The sequence below is a fragment of the Microbacterium trichothecenolyticum genome, assembly GCF_041938625.1.
GTDB classification, from domain to species: Bacteria; Actinomycetota; Actinomycetes; order Actinomycetales; family Microbacteriaceae; genus Microbacterium; species Microbacterium trichothecenolyticum_D.
The window spans coordinates 3,316,839-3,331,943 of sequence record NZ_CP169427.1; the positions used below are offsets into that span (position 1 = coordinate 3,316,839).

Consider the following 15,105-nt stretch of genomic DNA (forward strand, 5'->3'; position numbering starts at 1 on the left):
CCGTTGACGTCGAAGTTGAGCGGCACGACGATCGCGCAGCTCGCATACTGGCGCCGCACCGACGTGTTGGTGCCGGAGATCAAGTCGTCCGGGCGCCCGTTGCTGTACTCGTTCCGAGACATCTACGCGTTGCGAACCTTCGCCCGACTGCGGCAGGAACTCCCTCTGCAACAGATTCGCCGCGCCTTGCGCACGCTTCAGGAGCGGGGACCATTCGACCACCCCGCGGACTACAAATGGTTCGGCGACGGAGATTCGATCGTCCTATGGCGAGAGGGAGACAACGCGATGGACGCGGTGAAGCATCCGGGTCAGACGCTTCTCGCCACGTTCGAGGACGTCCTGAGCGAGTTCACCAATCGCGCCGGACAACACGTCGCCGACCTGCGACGCCCTGCCCCATTCCTCGAGGTCGAGCCTGCCAGACTCGGCGGGTGGCCGACGATTGAGGGCACACGCGTTCCGTTCGATGCGGTCGCGGACCTAGTCGCTGACGGTTCCGTACCGGTGGAGGACATCGGGGACTACTACCCCAGCGTCACGCCGGACGCGGCTCGGTCGGCGCTCCGATTTGCGCAAGGCCTCGAGGCAGCGTGACGCATGCGGTTTTACCTAGATGAGTGCCTCAGCCCCAAGGTCTTAGAACCGCTTCGCTCCGTCTTCAAGACCCATGATTTCCTCGATTACATGACCGAGGGTCTCAAGGGGACCAAAGACGTGCCGCTCCTTCGCGAGATCGCGACGCGCGACGTCGACGTATTCATTACGGTCGACCGCGCTCAACTCACCGTCCCCGACGAAGTCAGAGCAATCAAGGCGGGTTCATGCCACTGGGTCGGCCTGAGGCAGGCAACCGGCGGTGGCCTGTCGAAGCTGGCACGCACGGGAGCGACACTCCTGGAAACCGTGGCCTTCATCAGCGACAACGCACCGTCCGCGCCAACGGCTTTCCGCCCGAAGGCATCAGGGCGAGAACACCATCAGCTCTTCAGCGAGGTAGTCCCGATCAGCTCGCTCTAGTGCCCTACGAGGTGCGAGCCATCCGCGGAGTCTGCAGTAGGCGGTTTCCCGATCGGCGCCAGCAGCGTCCCAACCAGATCGGCGGCGCCGCGTTGCAGTGTGCGAACGGCGTGCGAGTAAGTGTTCAGCGTCGTCTGTATGTCGGCGTGCCCGAGCCGCTCGGAGACGATCTTGGGATGCACTCCTGCACGCAGCAGGAGAGTGGCGTGCGTGTGGCGCAGCTCATGCAGGTGCAAGGCATCGAGATCCGGGTGGGCCTCCGCGGCCTTGGCCATACGCTCGCGCCACTGGCGGGAGAACTGGGTCGGGTTGTGCGGCCGGCCGAATCGATTGCAGAAGATGAGCTGCTCGCCTCGCGCCAGTTCCGGCGCCACCGCGCGCAGCATGTCGCGCTTTGAGCGAAGCGTGGTCGCCAGACGCGCGTCGATGTCGACATTCCGCACGCGGCCGCTCTTAGTAGCGTGGAAATCGATGACCGGCTTCTTGCCTGACTCCTTCACGTACGACATCGCACGGGCGATCGTGATCACGTTGTTCTCGAGGTCCACATCCTTCCAACGCAACCCGAGCAACTCGCCCCGACGCATACCGGTGCCCAGCAGCGTGAGCCACGCCAGCCAGAGGTAGTCGCCGCTCGACTCCGACCAATCGAGGAACAGTCGGGCGTCCTCCGCTGACCAGGTCATCATCTCGGGTGGCGCCGCCTCCAGCTTGGTCGGCGGCGAGGCGCGCTTGGCGGCGTTGACCCGCACCAGCCCGTCTTCCAGCGCGTGCTGCAGCATCTGTGACACCAACACGTGGATGTGCCGGATAGTTGCCGCACCGAGGGGCTCGCCAACGTGTCCCCGGTCTCTCCTACCGTCGCGCTCCAACTGGCGGTAGTACCGGTTCAACTGATCCTTGGTGATCTCGCTCAGCGGCGTGCGCCCGAGCGCCGCCGGCTCGACATGAACGCGGTAGTGCTTCCGGTAGCCGGCGAGCGTCGTAGGCCGCACTCGAAGTCCGTCGAAGTACTTCGTGGAGTAGGAGTTGAGCGTCTCCCGCGTCTCCTCGACATGGACACCCCGCCGGATATCCACCTGCAGCGCTGCGACCTCCTCGCGCGCTGCACGCTCGGTCTCGAACCCCCGACGGAACCGCCGGACCATCTCCCCATCTGGACGCGCGACCCAGTATGCGATCCGATAGCGCGTCTCCCCTGACGGCGTCGTGTAAGCCGAGATAGTCCCTTCGTGGTTGACGCGCCGTGCCATGCTGCCGCTCCTCAGTTGATCGATGGCCCTCTGGTTCGAGACGGGCCGACAACGGGGCCGGTCGCATCTGCATCCGGGAGACGGATGCCAGCAGCCAAACCGTCGACCCGCGCTCGGTTCATCAACCGTGTTGCAGTGCTCTGACTCACGCCGAGGCAGTCCGACACGGTCTTCAGCGGCGGCAGGTTGACTGCCACCGCAAGCCGATACGTCGCTGCCGCGTCGACCACATTCTCGGCAGCTGATCTACCCGTCCGCTCCCGCATGCGCCTAACGTACGCCGCACCAGTGACGGGTGCCTTGGAACCGTCGGCAACTGTGGAAACTAGGAGGCCTGTCGCCTGCAGTGCGGCCTGCACGCGCACCTCTCGCAGGGTGAGGCTGGTGACTTCGTCACCCTCTCCCGCGCGGTCGACCGTCACCGACACCGCGGCGCTCCGCGCGAGCCGCGGATCGAACTCCACCCGCACACGGATGGCGCCGGGGACACCAGGCTCGTCTCGAACGATCGCCGTCCATGAACGCGGGACGCTCACGCCGTTGCCCACCTCCACGCGCTCCGGGCTCACGTCGGCGGTCTCCAGCTTCACCATGATCGTCATCATGACAGGTCGCGAAATGGTGAGCAAGGTGCGACATGCCGCATTCATGACACATATGGCTCACCCGCGTGCTACGGTGTGGGCACTCGCTGTCAAAGGTGGCTCACGAGAGGCTGGTACAGATCATGAACCGTTCGGAGAACTCGCTGGCGCTGACATACAAAGACGCCGCCGCGTTGGTCGGCGTCGAGTACCGCACGATCAAGGCCGGCGTCGAGCGCGGCACGATCCCGACGGTGCAGCTGGGACCTCGCCGGATGATCCCGCGCGCCGCCCTCTTGCGCGTCTTCGGCGTCGAGTCCTGACGTCGGCGCGCGATCATCATGGTCGACGCACGTCTCCCCGCCGAGTGGCTGGGGAGCATCCGCATCGACAACCTCAGCGACCGGGCATTCCGCATCCTCGCCGGCGCGTTGATGTGGTGCAACGGACAGGGAACCGACGGTGCGATCCCGGCCCGCTACACCAAGTACCTGCACCCCGACGGCGAAGACCAGAGCGCTTTCGATGAGCTCCAGGCCGCCGGCATCTGGCGCCGCACCGACGATGGCTACATCCTTCCCGGCTGGTCAGAGGACCTCCACCAGTCGACGGCCGAGGAGGTCGAGCGCTACCGCGACGGCGCCCGACGCCGCCAGAAGGCCTACCGCGATCGTCAGCGCGCGGCCGCACACTCCACCGAGATACCCGATGCCGTTACGCGTGACGTGACGATGAACGTAGGCACAGGCCAGTTGAAGAGTTTGAAGAGAGCGTCTGCCTACGCGACGGGTGACGACTCCCGTGACGTGACGCATAACGCGCCCTCCCCTCACTGCGCGAAGCATCCGGGCGGCACCCGACAGCCGTGCGGCGCGTGCGCTCGCGCCAGAGCGGCGTTTGAAGCCGGTCCCCGGCCAATCCCCAGCCGGGCGTGGGACTGCAACCTGGATGGCCACAAACTCGTCGCCGACGGAACCTGTGCCGTCTGCACCCATCGCCCCGGGAAGGCGTCGGTCGCCTAGACCCGGAAACCGGCCCACCGAGGCCGAGAGTCTAGCGGGCGCGCGCGGCGCCGTGCCGGGCTTTCGCGGCGTATCCTCGCCCCTCCGCTGGCGCTCCGGGGCTGCGGTACTCCACGGGTCCCGGCACTTCACCGCACCCGACCGCTGATCGGGCTGATGTCGGTGGAAGGCCGTGTGTGGCGCCGATGAAGCAGGGTTCGTAGTCCGCGACGGCGCCTCCGCGCGACCCGTGCGATCGGACATAGACGGTGGAGTCGTCGGCTGATTGCGTCGGTGTGTTCACTCATCCGATACCCCGCGCCGCATCGTGTTGCAGCGCAGCCATAATCGCGTGCCAGTCAGCCATCATCCAGTCTTCTCGCTTTCGCCGGTCAACGAAGAGAGGTCACACGCTCACCCCGTACCGCTTCCTCGCTCGAAGCACACGCCGACTGAACAGCAAGTCGCCCGGCGAGCTGCGATCCGAATCCGCACAGCTGACGAGCCCGCACTCGACCAGGACCAAACCGCGATGCACGCAGGCACTGTTCAGTGGCAGTCCGCGATGCCTTGCGATCACTGGGGTCGCCTGACAACCTGGTTACATGGCTCGCGGGCGCCGGAATTCCAAGCGGGAAGCCGCGCAAGCGCGGGAACTCGAGGCACTGGATCGCGCTGAGCGGGAACAGCGGGAGTTAGAACAACGAGCCGCTCTACACCGCCGACTGGACCGAAGGTTGGGCGACGCACGGGCAGGGCTTGATCGCTTGAGCGCTCTTAGCCGGAACCTGGAGAGGCTCCACCGTGATGAGGCACGGTTGTTAGAAGAACGTGATCAACTCGTGTCCTGGCTTAGGGATCGCGGGCAGAGCTGGGTCGCCCTGAGCGCTCGAACGAAGCTGAGCCGGCAGGCACTGATGAAGCGAGCTGGCCGCAGAGAATGACCTGGCCGACTAGCGACGGGCGCGGCGAGCCTCTTCATGTGCCGCAGAACGTGCGGTGCGGTGCGGTCCCTGTCGGGGCCGGCCGCGCGAACCGCAGGTACTCACTTCCCGGGCGCTCGGTGTAAGGGTTGCGAAGCAGCTCGAGCAGCTGCCCGAACGGCGTCAAGTCACCCTCGTTCGCCGCTTGCAGCGCCTCTTCGACGATGTGATTGCGGGCGATGTAGCGAGGATTAACCGCACGCATCATCGCGGCATCGGGCGCGAGCGCACGCCACCGCACCAGCCAGGCATCCAGCTCGGGAACCGGCCCGAGGAATCGCTCCCGCACCGCGCGGTCATCGCGCTCCACCGCCGTCGCGAGATCCCGCCAGAATCCCGTGAAGTCCACCCTGTGCTCGGCGAGCAGACTGAGCGCGTCGTGGACGAGCGCGGCGGCGTCGGCCGTTCTAACCCGCACATCCAAGCCGAGCTTCGTGCGGAAGGCCTCCGCCCAGCGTCGCTGGTACTGCGCATCGAATTCGGCGACGATCTCCGCCCCGACCGCCTCCCCCGCTGCCGTCTCATCCGCGAGGAGCGGCGACATCGCATCGCCGAGCCGCTCCAGGTTCCACCGCATGATCGACGGCTGCCGGTCGTACGCGTAGCGCCCGAACCGGTCGATCGAGCTGAAGTGCGCGCCCGGCTCATAGGCGTCCAGGAAGGCGCAGGGCCCGTAGTCGACGGTCTCGGCGGCCACGAGCACGTTGTCGGTGCTGAGCACGCCGTGCACGAAGCCGAGGCGCATCCAGTCTGCTGTGAGCGCGGCGACCGCACCGACGACCTCCTCGAGCAGGGCCCGATACGGATGCCGCGCCTCGGCCGCCTGCGGATAGTGTCGAGCTATGACGTGGTCGGCGAGGCGGCGCAGCAGCGCCATGTCTCCCTGCGCGCGCACGTACTCGAACGAGCCGAACCGCACGTGACTGGATGCCGTTCGCGCGAGAACAGCTCCGGGCAGGGCGGAGCCGTCGAGTTCTCGGGGTCTGCCCGTGGCGACCACCGCGAGCATGCGAGTCGTGGGAACTCCCAGGGCCTGCATGGCCTCGCCCATCAGGAATTCGCGCAGCATCGGGCCCACGACCGCGTACCCATCAATGCGCGAGAGCGGCGTCGGCCCGATGCCCTTGAGGTGCACATCGCGGAGGCGACCGTGGCTGTCGCGACGTTCCCCGAGAAGCGCGGCGCGCCCGTCGCCCAGGACCGGCTTGAAGACGCCCCATTGGTGCCCGGCGTACATCGGGGCGACGGGCGGCCGGTCGTGACGAAATGATTCGCCGGTGAGAAAACGCAGGCCTTCGGCGGAGCCGAGGTAAGCCGGGTCGAGGTCGAGGTCGCGCGCGACCTCCGCTCCCAGCACGAGAATCCGGGGGTCGGGGGGCCGCACCGGGGTGACGGGGCGGGACAGCTCGGGGAACGACTCGGCCCAGGTCTGCTCCAGCCGTGGCGGGCAGGCCGGCAGATCTAGCGTCGCGTTCGTCGCGGCGCGGGACGCAGCATCCGTCATCATGAGATCAGCCCCATCGCGCGCGCCGCCCTGCGCATCCCCGCCCCTCGGCCGTCACCGTGCGACGGTGGCGTCCGCGCCCAGCACGCGCTCCAGCGCGGGCCATTCCGTATCGAGCCACCCCTGGATGGCCTCTGCGCGGCGGTCGGTCTCGGAAGCGGGAAATGCGATGCCCCGCGTCGGTGTGGATGCTCCGAGTTCGACCAACAGCGGGCGCAGGCTGTGCTCGACCGCGAGCGCGTGGGTCGGCGCGCCGATCGTGAGCAGGGGAACCGCCGTCACGCCGTTCAGTTCGCCCGCGTCGAAGCGGTCCAGGAACGCCTTGAGCAGCCCCGTGTACGTCGCCTTGTAGGTCGGGCTTGCGACGACGACGAGGTCGGCCGCCGTGACCCGGCGCCGTAGGTCGTCGATCGTGTCGTCGGGGAAGCGGAAGAGTAGCGGTGCGACGTCGGCGAGGTCGATCGTCTCACTCACCTGAGCTCCGGATCGCGCGGCGATCCGCTCGGCGACTTCCTCGGCCACCAGGCGCGTGCGTGACGAGGGCTGAGGGTTTCCCACAAGAACGACGATGCTCGACATGCCCCCATGCAAGCCGATCGCGACGGGATCAGCACCTTCGACGACCTCATGCGCCGCCGTATGACGGCGCGTTTCCTCGTGTTTCACTCCGACCCCGCCCTGGCCGGGGAGCCGCGCCTACCGTCGTGCCATGACCGCTCTCCCCAGTGCTTCCGCGACCGACCAGCATCCCGCGACGCGTTCGATCCGCGGCGCGATCGCGCCGGCGGAGTTCCGCACGCTCTTCCGGGGGCACCCCAGCGGCGTCGCCGTCATCACGGCGACCGGCCCCGGCGGTCCGGTCGCGCTCACCGCGTCGTCCGTGTCGTCGGTCAGCGCCGATCCGCCCCTGCTGGTGTTCTCGGTGTCGTCGATCTCGTCGTCGACGCCGACGATCCTCGCGGCCGACTCCGTGGTCGTGCATCTGCTGGACGCCGACGATATCGACCTCGCACGCCTGGGAGCGACGAGCGGCGTCGACCGATTCGCCGACTCCGAGTCGTGGGCGCCGCTGCCCACCGGCGAGCCGGTCTTCCGCGGGGTGCGGGCGTGGGTGCGGTGCGCCGTGGTCAGTCGCATGGATGCCGGCGGCTCGACGGTCATCGCCGCACACGCGGTGCAGGCGCACATCGCCCGGGAGGAGTCCAACACCACCGGGGGCGGTGCCCTGGTCTATCACAACCGCCGCTGGCATCGGCTGGGCGACCACTCCCGCGTGGGCTGACGCCCGCGCATCAACATCAGAACCCGAGCGAGAGGAAAGAAGGACCGTGACCGAACAGGTGCATATCGCCATCGCCTTCGAGCGCGCCGGCTGGCATCCCGCCGCCTGGCGCGAGTCCACCGCGCGTCCCCACGAGCTGACCTCGCCTGCCTACTGGCGCGATCTGCTGCGCACCGCCGATGACAGCGGAGTCGCGCTGGCGACGATCGAGGACGCGTTGTCGCTGACCGACCGCTTCGAGCCGCTCGAGGGCCTGCGGCGTGACCGTGTCCGCGGCCGCCTCGACGCCGTCCTGATCGCTTCCTTCGTCGCACCGCTGACACGCCGGATCGGTCTCGTACCGACCGTGACGACGGCGCACACCGAGCCGTTCCATGTCGCGACGGGCATCCAGACTCTCGACTTCGCCAGCCGCGGCCGCGCCGGCGTGCGCCTGGTCGCGGGAGCTTCCGCCGCGGAGCGGGCGAACTTCGGGCGCCGCGCCGCGGGCGTGGACGCGATCCCCGCCTCCGGCCGGGTCGAGGACTCCCCCGAGATCCTCGCGGCGTTCCGCGAGGCCGGTGAGTTCGCCGACATCCTGTCGCGGCTGTGGGACTCCTGGCAGGACGACGCCATCATCCGGGATGCCGCGACGGGCCGCTTCCTCGACGCCGACCGGGTGCACAACATCGAGTTCGAAGGCGAGTTCTTCGCGGTCACCGGGGCATCGATCGTGCCGCGGTCGCCGCAGGGACGGCCACTGCTCACGGTCCTCGCGCACCAGACGGTGCCCTACCGGCTCGCCGCGGCGCATGCCGACCTCGTCTTCACCACGCCCCACGAGGCAGGCGGCCGCCCCGGCTTCGAGCTGGACGCCATCCGCGCGGAACTGGATGCCGCGGCCGACGATCTGCGCACGGGCGACGAACGCCTGCGGGTCTACGCCGACCTCGTCGTGCTGATCGAAGACACCGAGGCGGCAGCAGGGAGCGCCGTGGCTCGCCTGGACGAGTGGGACGGCGCGCCGCTCACCTCCGACGCGCGCATCGTGGTGGGCACAGCCGGCGACGTCGCCGACGCGGTGCGTGAACTGGCCGCCGCCGGTGTCGACGGGGTGCGCCTGCGGCCCGCCCGCCAGCCCGCCGACGTCGTGGCGATCGCCGAGAAGGTCGTGCCGCTGCTGCGGTCCATCCGCACGCTGCGCGAGGACGACGGCGCCGGCACGCTGCGTGCGCGCCTCGACCTCGCCCGCCCCGAGAGCCGCTACGTCCGAGAGAAGGTCGCGCTGTGAGCCGCAGCATCCGTCAGATCCACCTCGCCGCCCACTTCCCCGGCGTCAACAGCACCACCGTCTGGACCGACCCGACCGCGGGCAGCCAGATCGACTTCGCGTCGTTCGAGCACTTCGCCGCGACCGCCGAGCGCGGGCTGTTCGACTACGTCTTCCTCGCCGAGGGACTGCGCCTGCGCGAGCACAAAGGCCGAATCCACGAGCTCGACGTGCTGGGCCGCCCGAACACGTTGTCGATCCTCGCCGCGGTCGCCGCGATCACCCAGCACGTCGGGGTCGTCGGCACGCTCAACACGACGTTCAACGAGCCGTACGAGCTCGCGCGGCAGCTGGCGACCCTCGACCACCTGTCGGGCGGCCGTGCCGGCTGGAACGCGGTGACAAGCTCCGACGCCTTCCACGGCGCCAACTTCCGCCGCGGCGGATACCTCGACCACGCCGATCGTTACGAGCGGGCGCGTGAGTTCGCACAGCTCGCCAAGGAGCTCTGGGACTCCTGGCCTGAAGACGGCGTGCGGGCGGATGCCGCGACCGGCGTGTTCCTCGACGACGGCGTGCCCGCACGCGTGCGCCACCGCGGCGCGCAGTTCGATGTCGACGCGCTGTTCGATGTGCCCCGATCGCCGCAGGGGCGGCCCGTCATCGTGCAGGCCGGCGACTCCGCCGACGGCCGCACCTTCGGTGCCGAGCACGCCGAGGTCATCTTCTCGCTGCATCAGGAGTTCGAGGACGCGCGAGAGTTCTACGACGACGTCAAGGGCCGGCTCGCCCGGTACGGCCGCGGTGAGGACTCGCTCAAGATCCTGCCGGCGGCGACCTTCGCGATCGGCGACACCGAGAAGGAGGCCAGGGAGCGCTCGCGCGAGATCGCGCTGCAGCAGGTGCGACCCGAGGTCGCGCTCACGTACGTCGAGCAGGTGTGGGGCCGCGACCTGAGCGGATACGACCCCGATGGGCCGCTGCCCGACGTCGACCCCGACACCGGATCCGAGACAGCGCGCGGCTGGGCCAACCGGCACGCGGCGGTGCGGGCACGCATCGCGAAGCTCCGCGAGCTGTCGGAGGCCGAGGGTCTCAGCATCCGCGAGCTGGTCATCCGTCTCACCGCTCAGCACACCTTCGTCGGCACGCCCGCCCACATCGCGGCGGAGATCGATCGTTATGTGCAGGAGCGCGCGACCGACGGCTTCACCATCGTCGGCCACCTGACCCCCCACGGCCTGGACGAGTTCGCCGAGCGCGTCGTGCCGCTGCTGCAGGAGCGAGGTTCGTACCGCCAGTCGTACGAGCAGGGCGCGACGCTTCGTGACCTGCTCGGCCTCCCGGCGCCCCAAACAGCTCGAGCACAGTCCGCACCGGCTCTCGCTGCACGATGAGCGATCGCGCGCGCCTCCTGTTCGTCGGAGCCGGCCCCCGGGCGATCATGCTCCTCGAACGCGTGCTGGCGCGCGCGGACGACCACACTCAGATCGAGATCGACCTCGTCGACCCGCACCCTCCCGGTGCCGGCCGCATCTGGCGCCACGCGCAGTCGCCGCTGCTGAAACTCAACTCGATGACGCGCGACGTCACGGTGTTCACCGACGACAGCTGCACGATCGACGGGCCGGTGCATCCGGGTCCCTCGCTCAGCGAGTGGCTCGAGCTCTGGCGCGCGGGCGACCTTCCTGACGTCGACCTCGACGAGCTGTCGGCCGCCGAGGCACGCGCCCTGGCGCCGGAGGGCTTCCCGACGAGGCGCCTCCACAGTTACTACCTCGACTGGTTCTTCCGCCGCACTGCGGCGAACGCGCCACGGGGTGTGACGATCCGCCTGCACGCGGACACGGTGACGTCGGTGCGGCCGGCGCCGTCGGGGCGGCACACCGTCTCGCTCGCAAGCGGAGGCGAGATCGTGACGGATGCTGTGGCCTACTGCCTCGGCCACACCGAGCGGGAGCCCGATCCGGCGTCTGCAGCGCTTGCGGCGGCCGCGCTGCGCGAGGGACTCGTGTACGTGGGCCCGGCCTTCACCGCGGATGCGGACCTCTCCGTGCTGCCGGAGCAGGGCGACGTCATCGTGCGCGGAATGGGCCTCGCGGCCGTCGATCTCGTGGTGCTGCTCACCCAGGGACGCGGCGGCCGGTTCGACCGGGACGGCGACGGCGCCCTCCGCTACCTGGCATCGGGACGCGAGCCCCGGCTGCACATCGGCTCACGGCGCGGCGTGCCGTACCGCTCCAAGGTGACCTCAACGCTGCAGGGCGACGCGCCGCTGCGCGAGGTGCTCACGCCGGAGGCGATCGCCGACCTCCAGCGCGCGGCACGGCCCCTGGACTTCGACCGCGACGCCTGGCCGCTCATCGCCGGCGAGCTGCTGCACGGGCACTACCGCGAGCTCTTCACAGGGCACCCGGACCGGGTGGCCACCACCTGGGACGACTTCCGGTCAGTGCTGCAGACGCACGCGTGGGACGACCCGGCGCTTCGGGACGCCATCGCCGCCGTCGTGCCCGATCCCCTGGACCGGTTCGACGTCGCGGCATTCGATCGCCCCTTCGCCCGCGCGACGTTCGCGGACGCCGACGAGGTGCACCGCAGGGTGCGCGCCCACATCACGGAGGACTTGCTGCTGCGCACGAGCCAGGAGCGCAGCCCCTCCCAGGGCGTCTTCATGGCGGCACTGCTGTCGTTCATGGCGCTGTCGGAGATCCCGAAGGAACGCTGGAATGCGCGCACGCGCGCACACACGCTGCCGGTCCGCTGGCACACCTTCTTCAGCTACCTGGCGAGCGGACCGCCGCCGCATCGGCTCGAGGAACTGCTCGCCCTCGCCGATGCGGAGGTGGTGCGCTTCCTGGGACCCGAACTCACGGTCGCCGTCGAGCAACGCGGGTTCGCCGCATCCAGCGCCCGCGTTCCCGGCGAGACGGTCGCCGGTGCGCTCGTGGACGCGTGGCTTCCGGCTGCCGATGCGGCCCTCAGCACGAATGTCGCGCTGCGTGAGCTCGCGACCGTGCACGGCAGCGAGCTGCGGGTCGCCGATGAGGATTACGACGGCTCGCTCGGCCGCGTGCGCGTCGGCGAGGATGGGCGCGTGCTGCGACCCGACGGCTCGCCGCACGACACCCTCTTCGCGATCGGGCCGTTCACGTCGCAGACCGAGGCGGGAGCGTTCACCCGGCCCGGGGCGAACTCCCTGTCGCTGCGGCAGACCGACGCGGTCGCCGGTGCCATCGCGGCCTGCCTCGACCTCGCCGTGCCCGTCGCGCCGTAACTGGCCGCACACATTTTCCGGGCGTCCACCCTGCCCCAGCACCGGTCGTCGAGCGAAGGCCGCTCTAGCGCCGAAGACGAAGCGTATTCAGCCGACGACTACGCCGGGTGCGTGCGTTTCGTCGCTGCGTTGCGACTCGCGAGCTCGCTCAACGACCGCGTACCTCGCTCGCTCAACGACCGGGCCCTACATGACGCCGCGTGACGGCGTGTGACCGCGCGCAACCGACCTTCACGGCGTGTGACACGCGCCCTCGGGGTCCGCCCCGCAGTTCGGACACGCTGAGATCACGAGCCGGCACCCCCGCCGCGACTTCCCGCCACAGCTTCTGGAGACACCCATGTCGTTCACCCGAACCCGCACCGCCGCGCTCGCGGCGATCGGCGTCGTCGCGCTCACGCTGACCGCGTGCGCGACCGGCGCCGGCGACCCCGCCCCGACCGCATCCGCCGAGGCGGAGCCTGTCACGGGCGGCAACCTCACCTTCGCGATCTCGGTCGACAGCCAGTGCATCGACCCGCAGCAGGTGGGCAACAACGACGCGATCGCGATCGCTCGGCAGACCGTCGCTTCGCTCACGATCCAGGACCCCGAGACGGGCGAGATCCTGCCGTGGCTGGCAGACGAGTGGGAGGTGAACGGCGACGCGACGAGCTTCACGTTCACCCTCCAGGAGGGCCCCACATACGCCGACGGCGAGCCGATCGACGCAGCATCCGTCAAGACGAATTTCGAGGCGATCCAGGCGCTGGGGGCGAAGGCGACGCTCGGCTCGTCGTACCTCGCCGACCTCGAGAGCATCGACGTGGTCGACGACCAGACAGTGACCGTCAACTTCAGCGAGCCGAACGCGCAGTTCCTGCAGGCCACGTCGACCTTCACCCTCGGCCTGCTGTCGCCGGCGACCGCCGCGGTGAGCCAGGCCGACCGCTGCCTCGGCGACTACATCGGCTCGGGTCCGTTCTCGGTGCAGAGCTACACGCCGAACGAGGGCGCCGTGCTCGAGCGCCGCGAAGGGTACGAGTGGGGCCCGTCGACCGCCGGCCACACCGGCGAGGCGTACCTCGACACCGTCACGTACAAGGTCGTTCCCGAGTCGGGCAACCGTACGGGCAGCCTGCAGTCTGGGCAGATCGACGCGACCACCGGCATCGCGACGGCCGACGCCGTGTTGTTCGAGGGCGACGACTTCTGGTCGCTCAACCGCGCCAACCCCGGTTCGGTCTACAACCTGTACGCGAACCAGTCGACCGAGAAGCTCGCCGACGAGAACGTGCGCCTCGCGATCCAGAAGGGCATCGACCGCGAGCAGATCACCGCGACGCTGCTCGGTCCCGACGACCTGCCGGCCGTGTCGCCGCTCGCCTCGTCGACCCCTTACTTCACCGACCTGAGCGACGTGCTCGAGTACGACCCGGACGCCGCCGCCGAGCTGCTCGAGGAGTCGGGCTGGACCGAGGGCGAAGACGGCATCCGCGAGAAGGACGGCGAGAAGCTCAGCTTCCACGTCACCTACTGGCAGTCTCCGAAGGAGGTGCTCGAGCTCGTGCAGCAGCAGCTGCGCCAGATCGGCGTCGACCTGCAGCTGACCTTCGCGAGCATCGCCGACGTCACCGCCGCGAACGCCGACGGCACGTACGACTTCTCGTACGGCAACCTGACACGGGCCGATCCCGACGTGCTCCGCACGGTGTTCTCAGTGAGCGGCACAAGCAACGCCACGAAGCGCACCGAGCCCGCCGAAATCGACGAGCTGCTCGACGAGCAGGCGGCGATCATCGACCCTGCCGAGCGTCAGAAGGTCGTCGACGAGGCTGCCGGGCTGCTGATCACCGGCGGCTACTCGATCCCGATCTACCGGCTGTCGACCACGATCACGGCCGCGTCGAAGGTGCAGGGTCTCGGCTTCGAGGCATCCAGCCGCCTGGACTTCTACGACGCCTGGATCGCCGAGTAAGCCCGCACGGGCACAACGAAAGGGATGAGGGACGAGACATGTGGGGTCGATACATCGTCCGAAGGATCGGGCAGGGCGTGATCGTCCTGTGGGCCGCGTACACGATCTCGTTCCTCATCCTCTACCTCCTGCCGGGCGACGCCGCGACGCTGTTCGCGGGCGGCGGCGACCAGGAGGCCATCGACCCCGAGCTCGTGGCGCAGCTCCGCAGCGAGCTCGGGCTCGACCGCCCGTTGTACGAGCAGTACCTCGTCGCCCTCGGCAAGGCGCTGAGCGGAGACTTCGGGGTGTCGACGCAGACCGGGCGACCGGCATCCGATCTCCTCCTGGAATCCCTGCCCCCGACGCTCGCGCTCACCGCCTTCGCATTCGTGCTGTCGGTCGTGTTCGGCATCGTCCTCGCGCTGGCGGCATCGCTCGCCCGCGCCCAGTGGCTGCGCAACTTGCTGTCGTCGCTGCCGCCGCTGGGCGTCTCGATCCCGGTCTTCTGGATCGGACTTCTGCTGCTGCAGGCCTTCTCGTTCCGCCTCCGGCTCTTCCCGTCGATGGGCAACGAAGGATTCGAAAGCCTCGTGCTGCCCGCGGCCACGATCGCGATCCCCTCGGGCGCCTTCATCGCGCAGCTGCTGTCACGGAGCCTGCGGTCGACCCTCGCCCAGCCGTACGTCGAGATCGTGCGCGCCAAGGGAGCGAGTGAGCGCCGCGTGCAGCTCGGCCACGCGTTCCGCAACGCGGCGATTCCGTCCCTCACGATGGTCGGCGTGCTCATCGGGGGCCTGCTCTCGGGTGCCGTCGTGACTGAGACGGTGTTCTCGCGCCTCGGCATCGGCCGCCTCGTCGTGACCGCCGTCAACAACCGCGACGTGCCCGTCGTGCAGACCGTGGTCGTCTTCGCCGCCCTCGTCTTCGTGATCGCGAACCTCGTCGTCGACCTCGTCTACCCCCTCATCGACCGCCGCATCACGCTCGCCCGCACGGCGTTCGTCGCAGCCTGA

General features: G+C 69.1%; 14 protein-coding genes. 10 read left to right on the forward strand and 4 right to left on the reverse strand.

Going from position 1 to position 15,105, the window contains the following annotated elements:
* Positions 1-3 precede the first annotated feature (3 nt).
* Positions 4-597: a DUF433 domain-containing protein gene (locus tag ACEYYH_RS15380; RefSeq protein WP_374975200.1), complete on the forward strand. Its 594-nt coding sequence runs from the start codon at positions 4-6 to the stop codon at positions 595-597.
* Between the two features lie 3 nt (positions 598-600).
* Positions 601-1,020 (forward strand): hypothetical protein, encoded by a 420-nt coding sequence (locus ACEYYH_RS15385; protein WP_374975201.1) that lies wholly within the window; start codon positions 601-603, stop codon positions 1,018-1,020.
* On the opposite strand, the gene xerC is transcribed toward ACEYYH_RS15385, so the two are convergent.
* Together xerC and ACEYYH_RS15395 are read right to left on the reverse strand one after the other, a co-directional pair.
* Entirely contained in the window at positions 1,017-2,273 is a 1,257-nt protein-coding gene (xerC, locus tag ACEYYH_RS15390; RefSeq protein ID WP_374975202.1) for a tyrosine recombinase XerC, read from the reverse strand. The two genes, ACEYYH_RS15385 and xerC, sit on opposite strands and share 4 nt — an antisense overlap.
* Positions 2,274-2,284: 11 nt before the next feature.
* Positions 2,285-2,866 carry a hypothetical protein gene (locus tag ACEYYH_RS15395; RefSeq protein ID WP_374975203.1) on the reverse strand — a complete coding sequence of 194 codons (582 nt, stop codon included), beginning with the start codon at positions 2,864-2,866 and terminating at the stop codon, positions 2,285-2,287.
* Between the two features lie 134 nt (positions 2,867-3,000).
* On the opposite strand from ACEYYH_RS15395, the gene ACEYYH_RS15400 reads away from it, so the two are divergent.
* On the forward strand, positions 3,001-3,180 hold the full coding sequence (locus tag ACEYYH_RS15400; protein ID WP_349428261.1) for a helix-turn-helix domain-containing protein: 180 nt from the start codon (positions 3,001-3,003) through the stop codon (positions 3,178-3,180).
* A gap of 18 nt (positions 3,181-3,198) precedes the next feature.
* Positions 3,199-3,879 (forward strand): hypothetical protein, encoded by a 681-nt coding sequence (locus tag ACEYYH_RS15405; RefSeq protein ID WP_374975204.1) that lies wholly within the window; start codon positions 3,199-3,201, stop codon positions 3,877-3,879.
* Positions 3,880-4,836: 957 nt separating this feature from the next.
* Here ACEYYH_RS15405 and ACEYYH_RS15410 read toward each other — a convergent pair.
* Entirely contained in the window at positions 4,837-6,345 is a 1,509-nt protein-coding gene (locus ACEYYH_RS15410; protein ID WP_374975205.1) for a YdiU family protein, read from the reverse strand.
* Positions 6,346-6,399: 54 nt separating this feature from the next.
* Positions 6,400-6,924, reverse strand: coding sequence for an NADPH-dependent FMN reductase (locus tag ACEYYH_RS15415; protein ID WP_374975206.1), 525 nt, complete (start codon positions 6,922-6,924; stop codon positions 6,400-6,402).
* Positions 6,925-7,054: 130 nt separating this feature from the next.
* Here ACEYYH_RS15415 and ACEYYH_RS15420 point away from each other — a divergent pair, with 130 nt between their 5' ends.
* The 6 genes from ACEYYH_RS15420 to ACEYYH_RS15445 all read left to right on the forward strand — a co-directional run bounded on the left by ACEYYH_RS15420 (position 7,055) and on the right by ACEYYH_RS15445 (position 15,105).
* Positions 7,055-7,627, forward strand: coding sequence for a flavin reductase family protein (locus ACEYYH_RS15420; RefSeq protein ID WP_374975207.1), 573 nt, complete (start codon positions 7,055-7,057; stop codon positions 7,625-7,627).
* A gap of 46 nt (positions 7,628-7,673) precedes the next feature.
* Positions 7,674-8,897, forward strand: a complete 1,224-nt coding sequence (locus ACEYYH_RS15425; RefSeq protein WP_374975208.1) for an LLM class flavin-dependent oxidoreductase — start codon at positions 7,674-7,676, stop codon at positions 8,895-8,897.
* The gene (locus ACEYYH_RS15430) at positions 8,894-10,273 is read left to right on the forward strand and encodes an NtaA/DmoA family FMN-dependent monooxygenase (RefSeq protein ID WP_374975209.1); all 1,380 of its coding nucleotides are present in this window, start codon (positions 8,894-8,896) and stop codon (positions 10,271-10,273) included. Before ACEYYH_RS15425 ends, ACEYYH_RS15430 begins: the two co-directional genes overlap by 4 nt.
* The gene (locus ACEYYH_RS15435) at positions 10,270-12,153 is read left to right on the forward strand and encodes an FAD/NAD(P)-binding protein (protein ID WP_374975210.1); all 1,884 of its coding nucleotides are present in this window, start codon (positions 10,270-10,272) and stop codon (positions 12,151-12,153) included. The genes ACEYYH_RS15430 and ACEYYH_RS15435 overlap by 4 nt, the downstream gene beginning before the upstream one ends.
* Positions 12,154-12,493: 340 nt before the next feature.
* Complete coding sequence (locus tag ACEYYH_RS15440) at positions 12,494-14,110, forward strand: ABC transporter substrate-binding protein (protein ID WP_374975211.1); 1,617 nt, start codon at positions 12,494-12,496, stop codon at positions 14,108-14,110.
* Positions 14,111-14,148: 38 nt separating this feature from the next.
* A complete protein-coding gene (locus ACEYYH_RS15445; RefSeq protein WP_374975212.1) occupies positions 14,149-15,105 on the forward strand; it encodes an ABC transporter permease in 957 nt (318 codons plus the stop codon).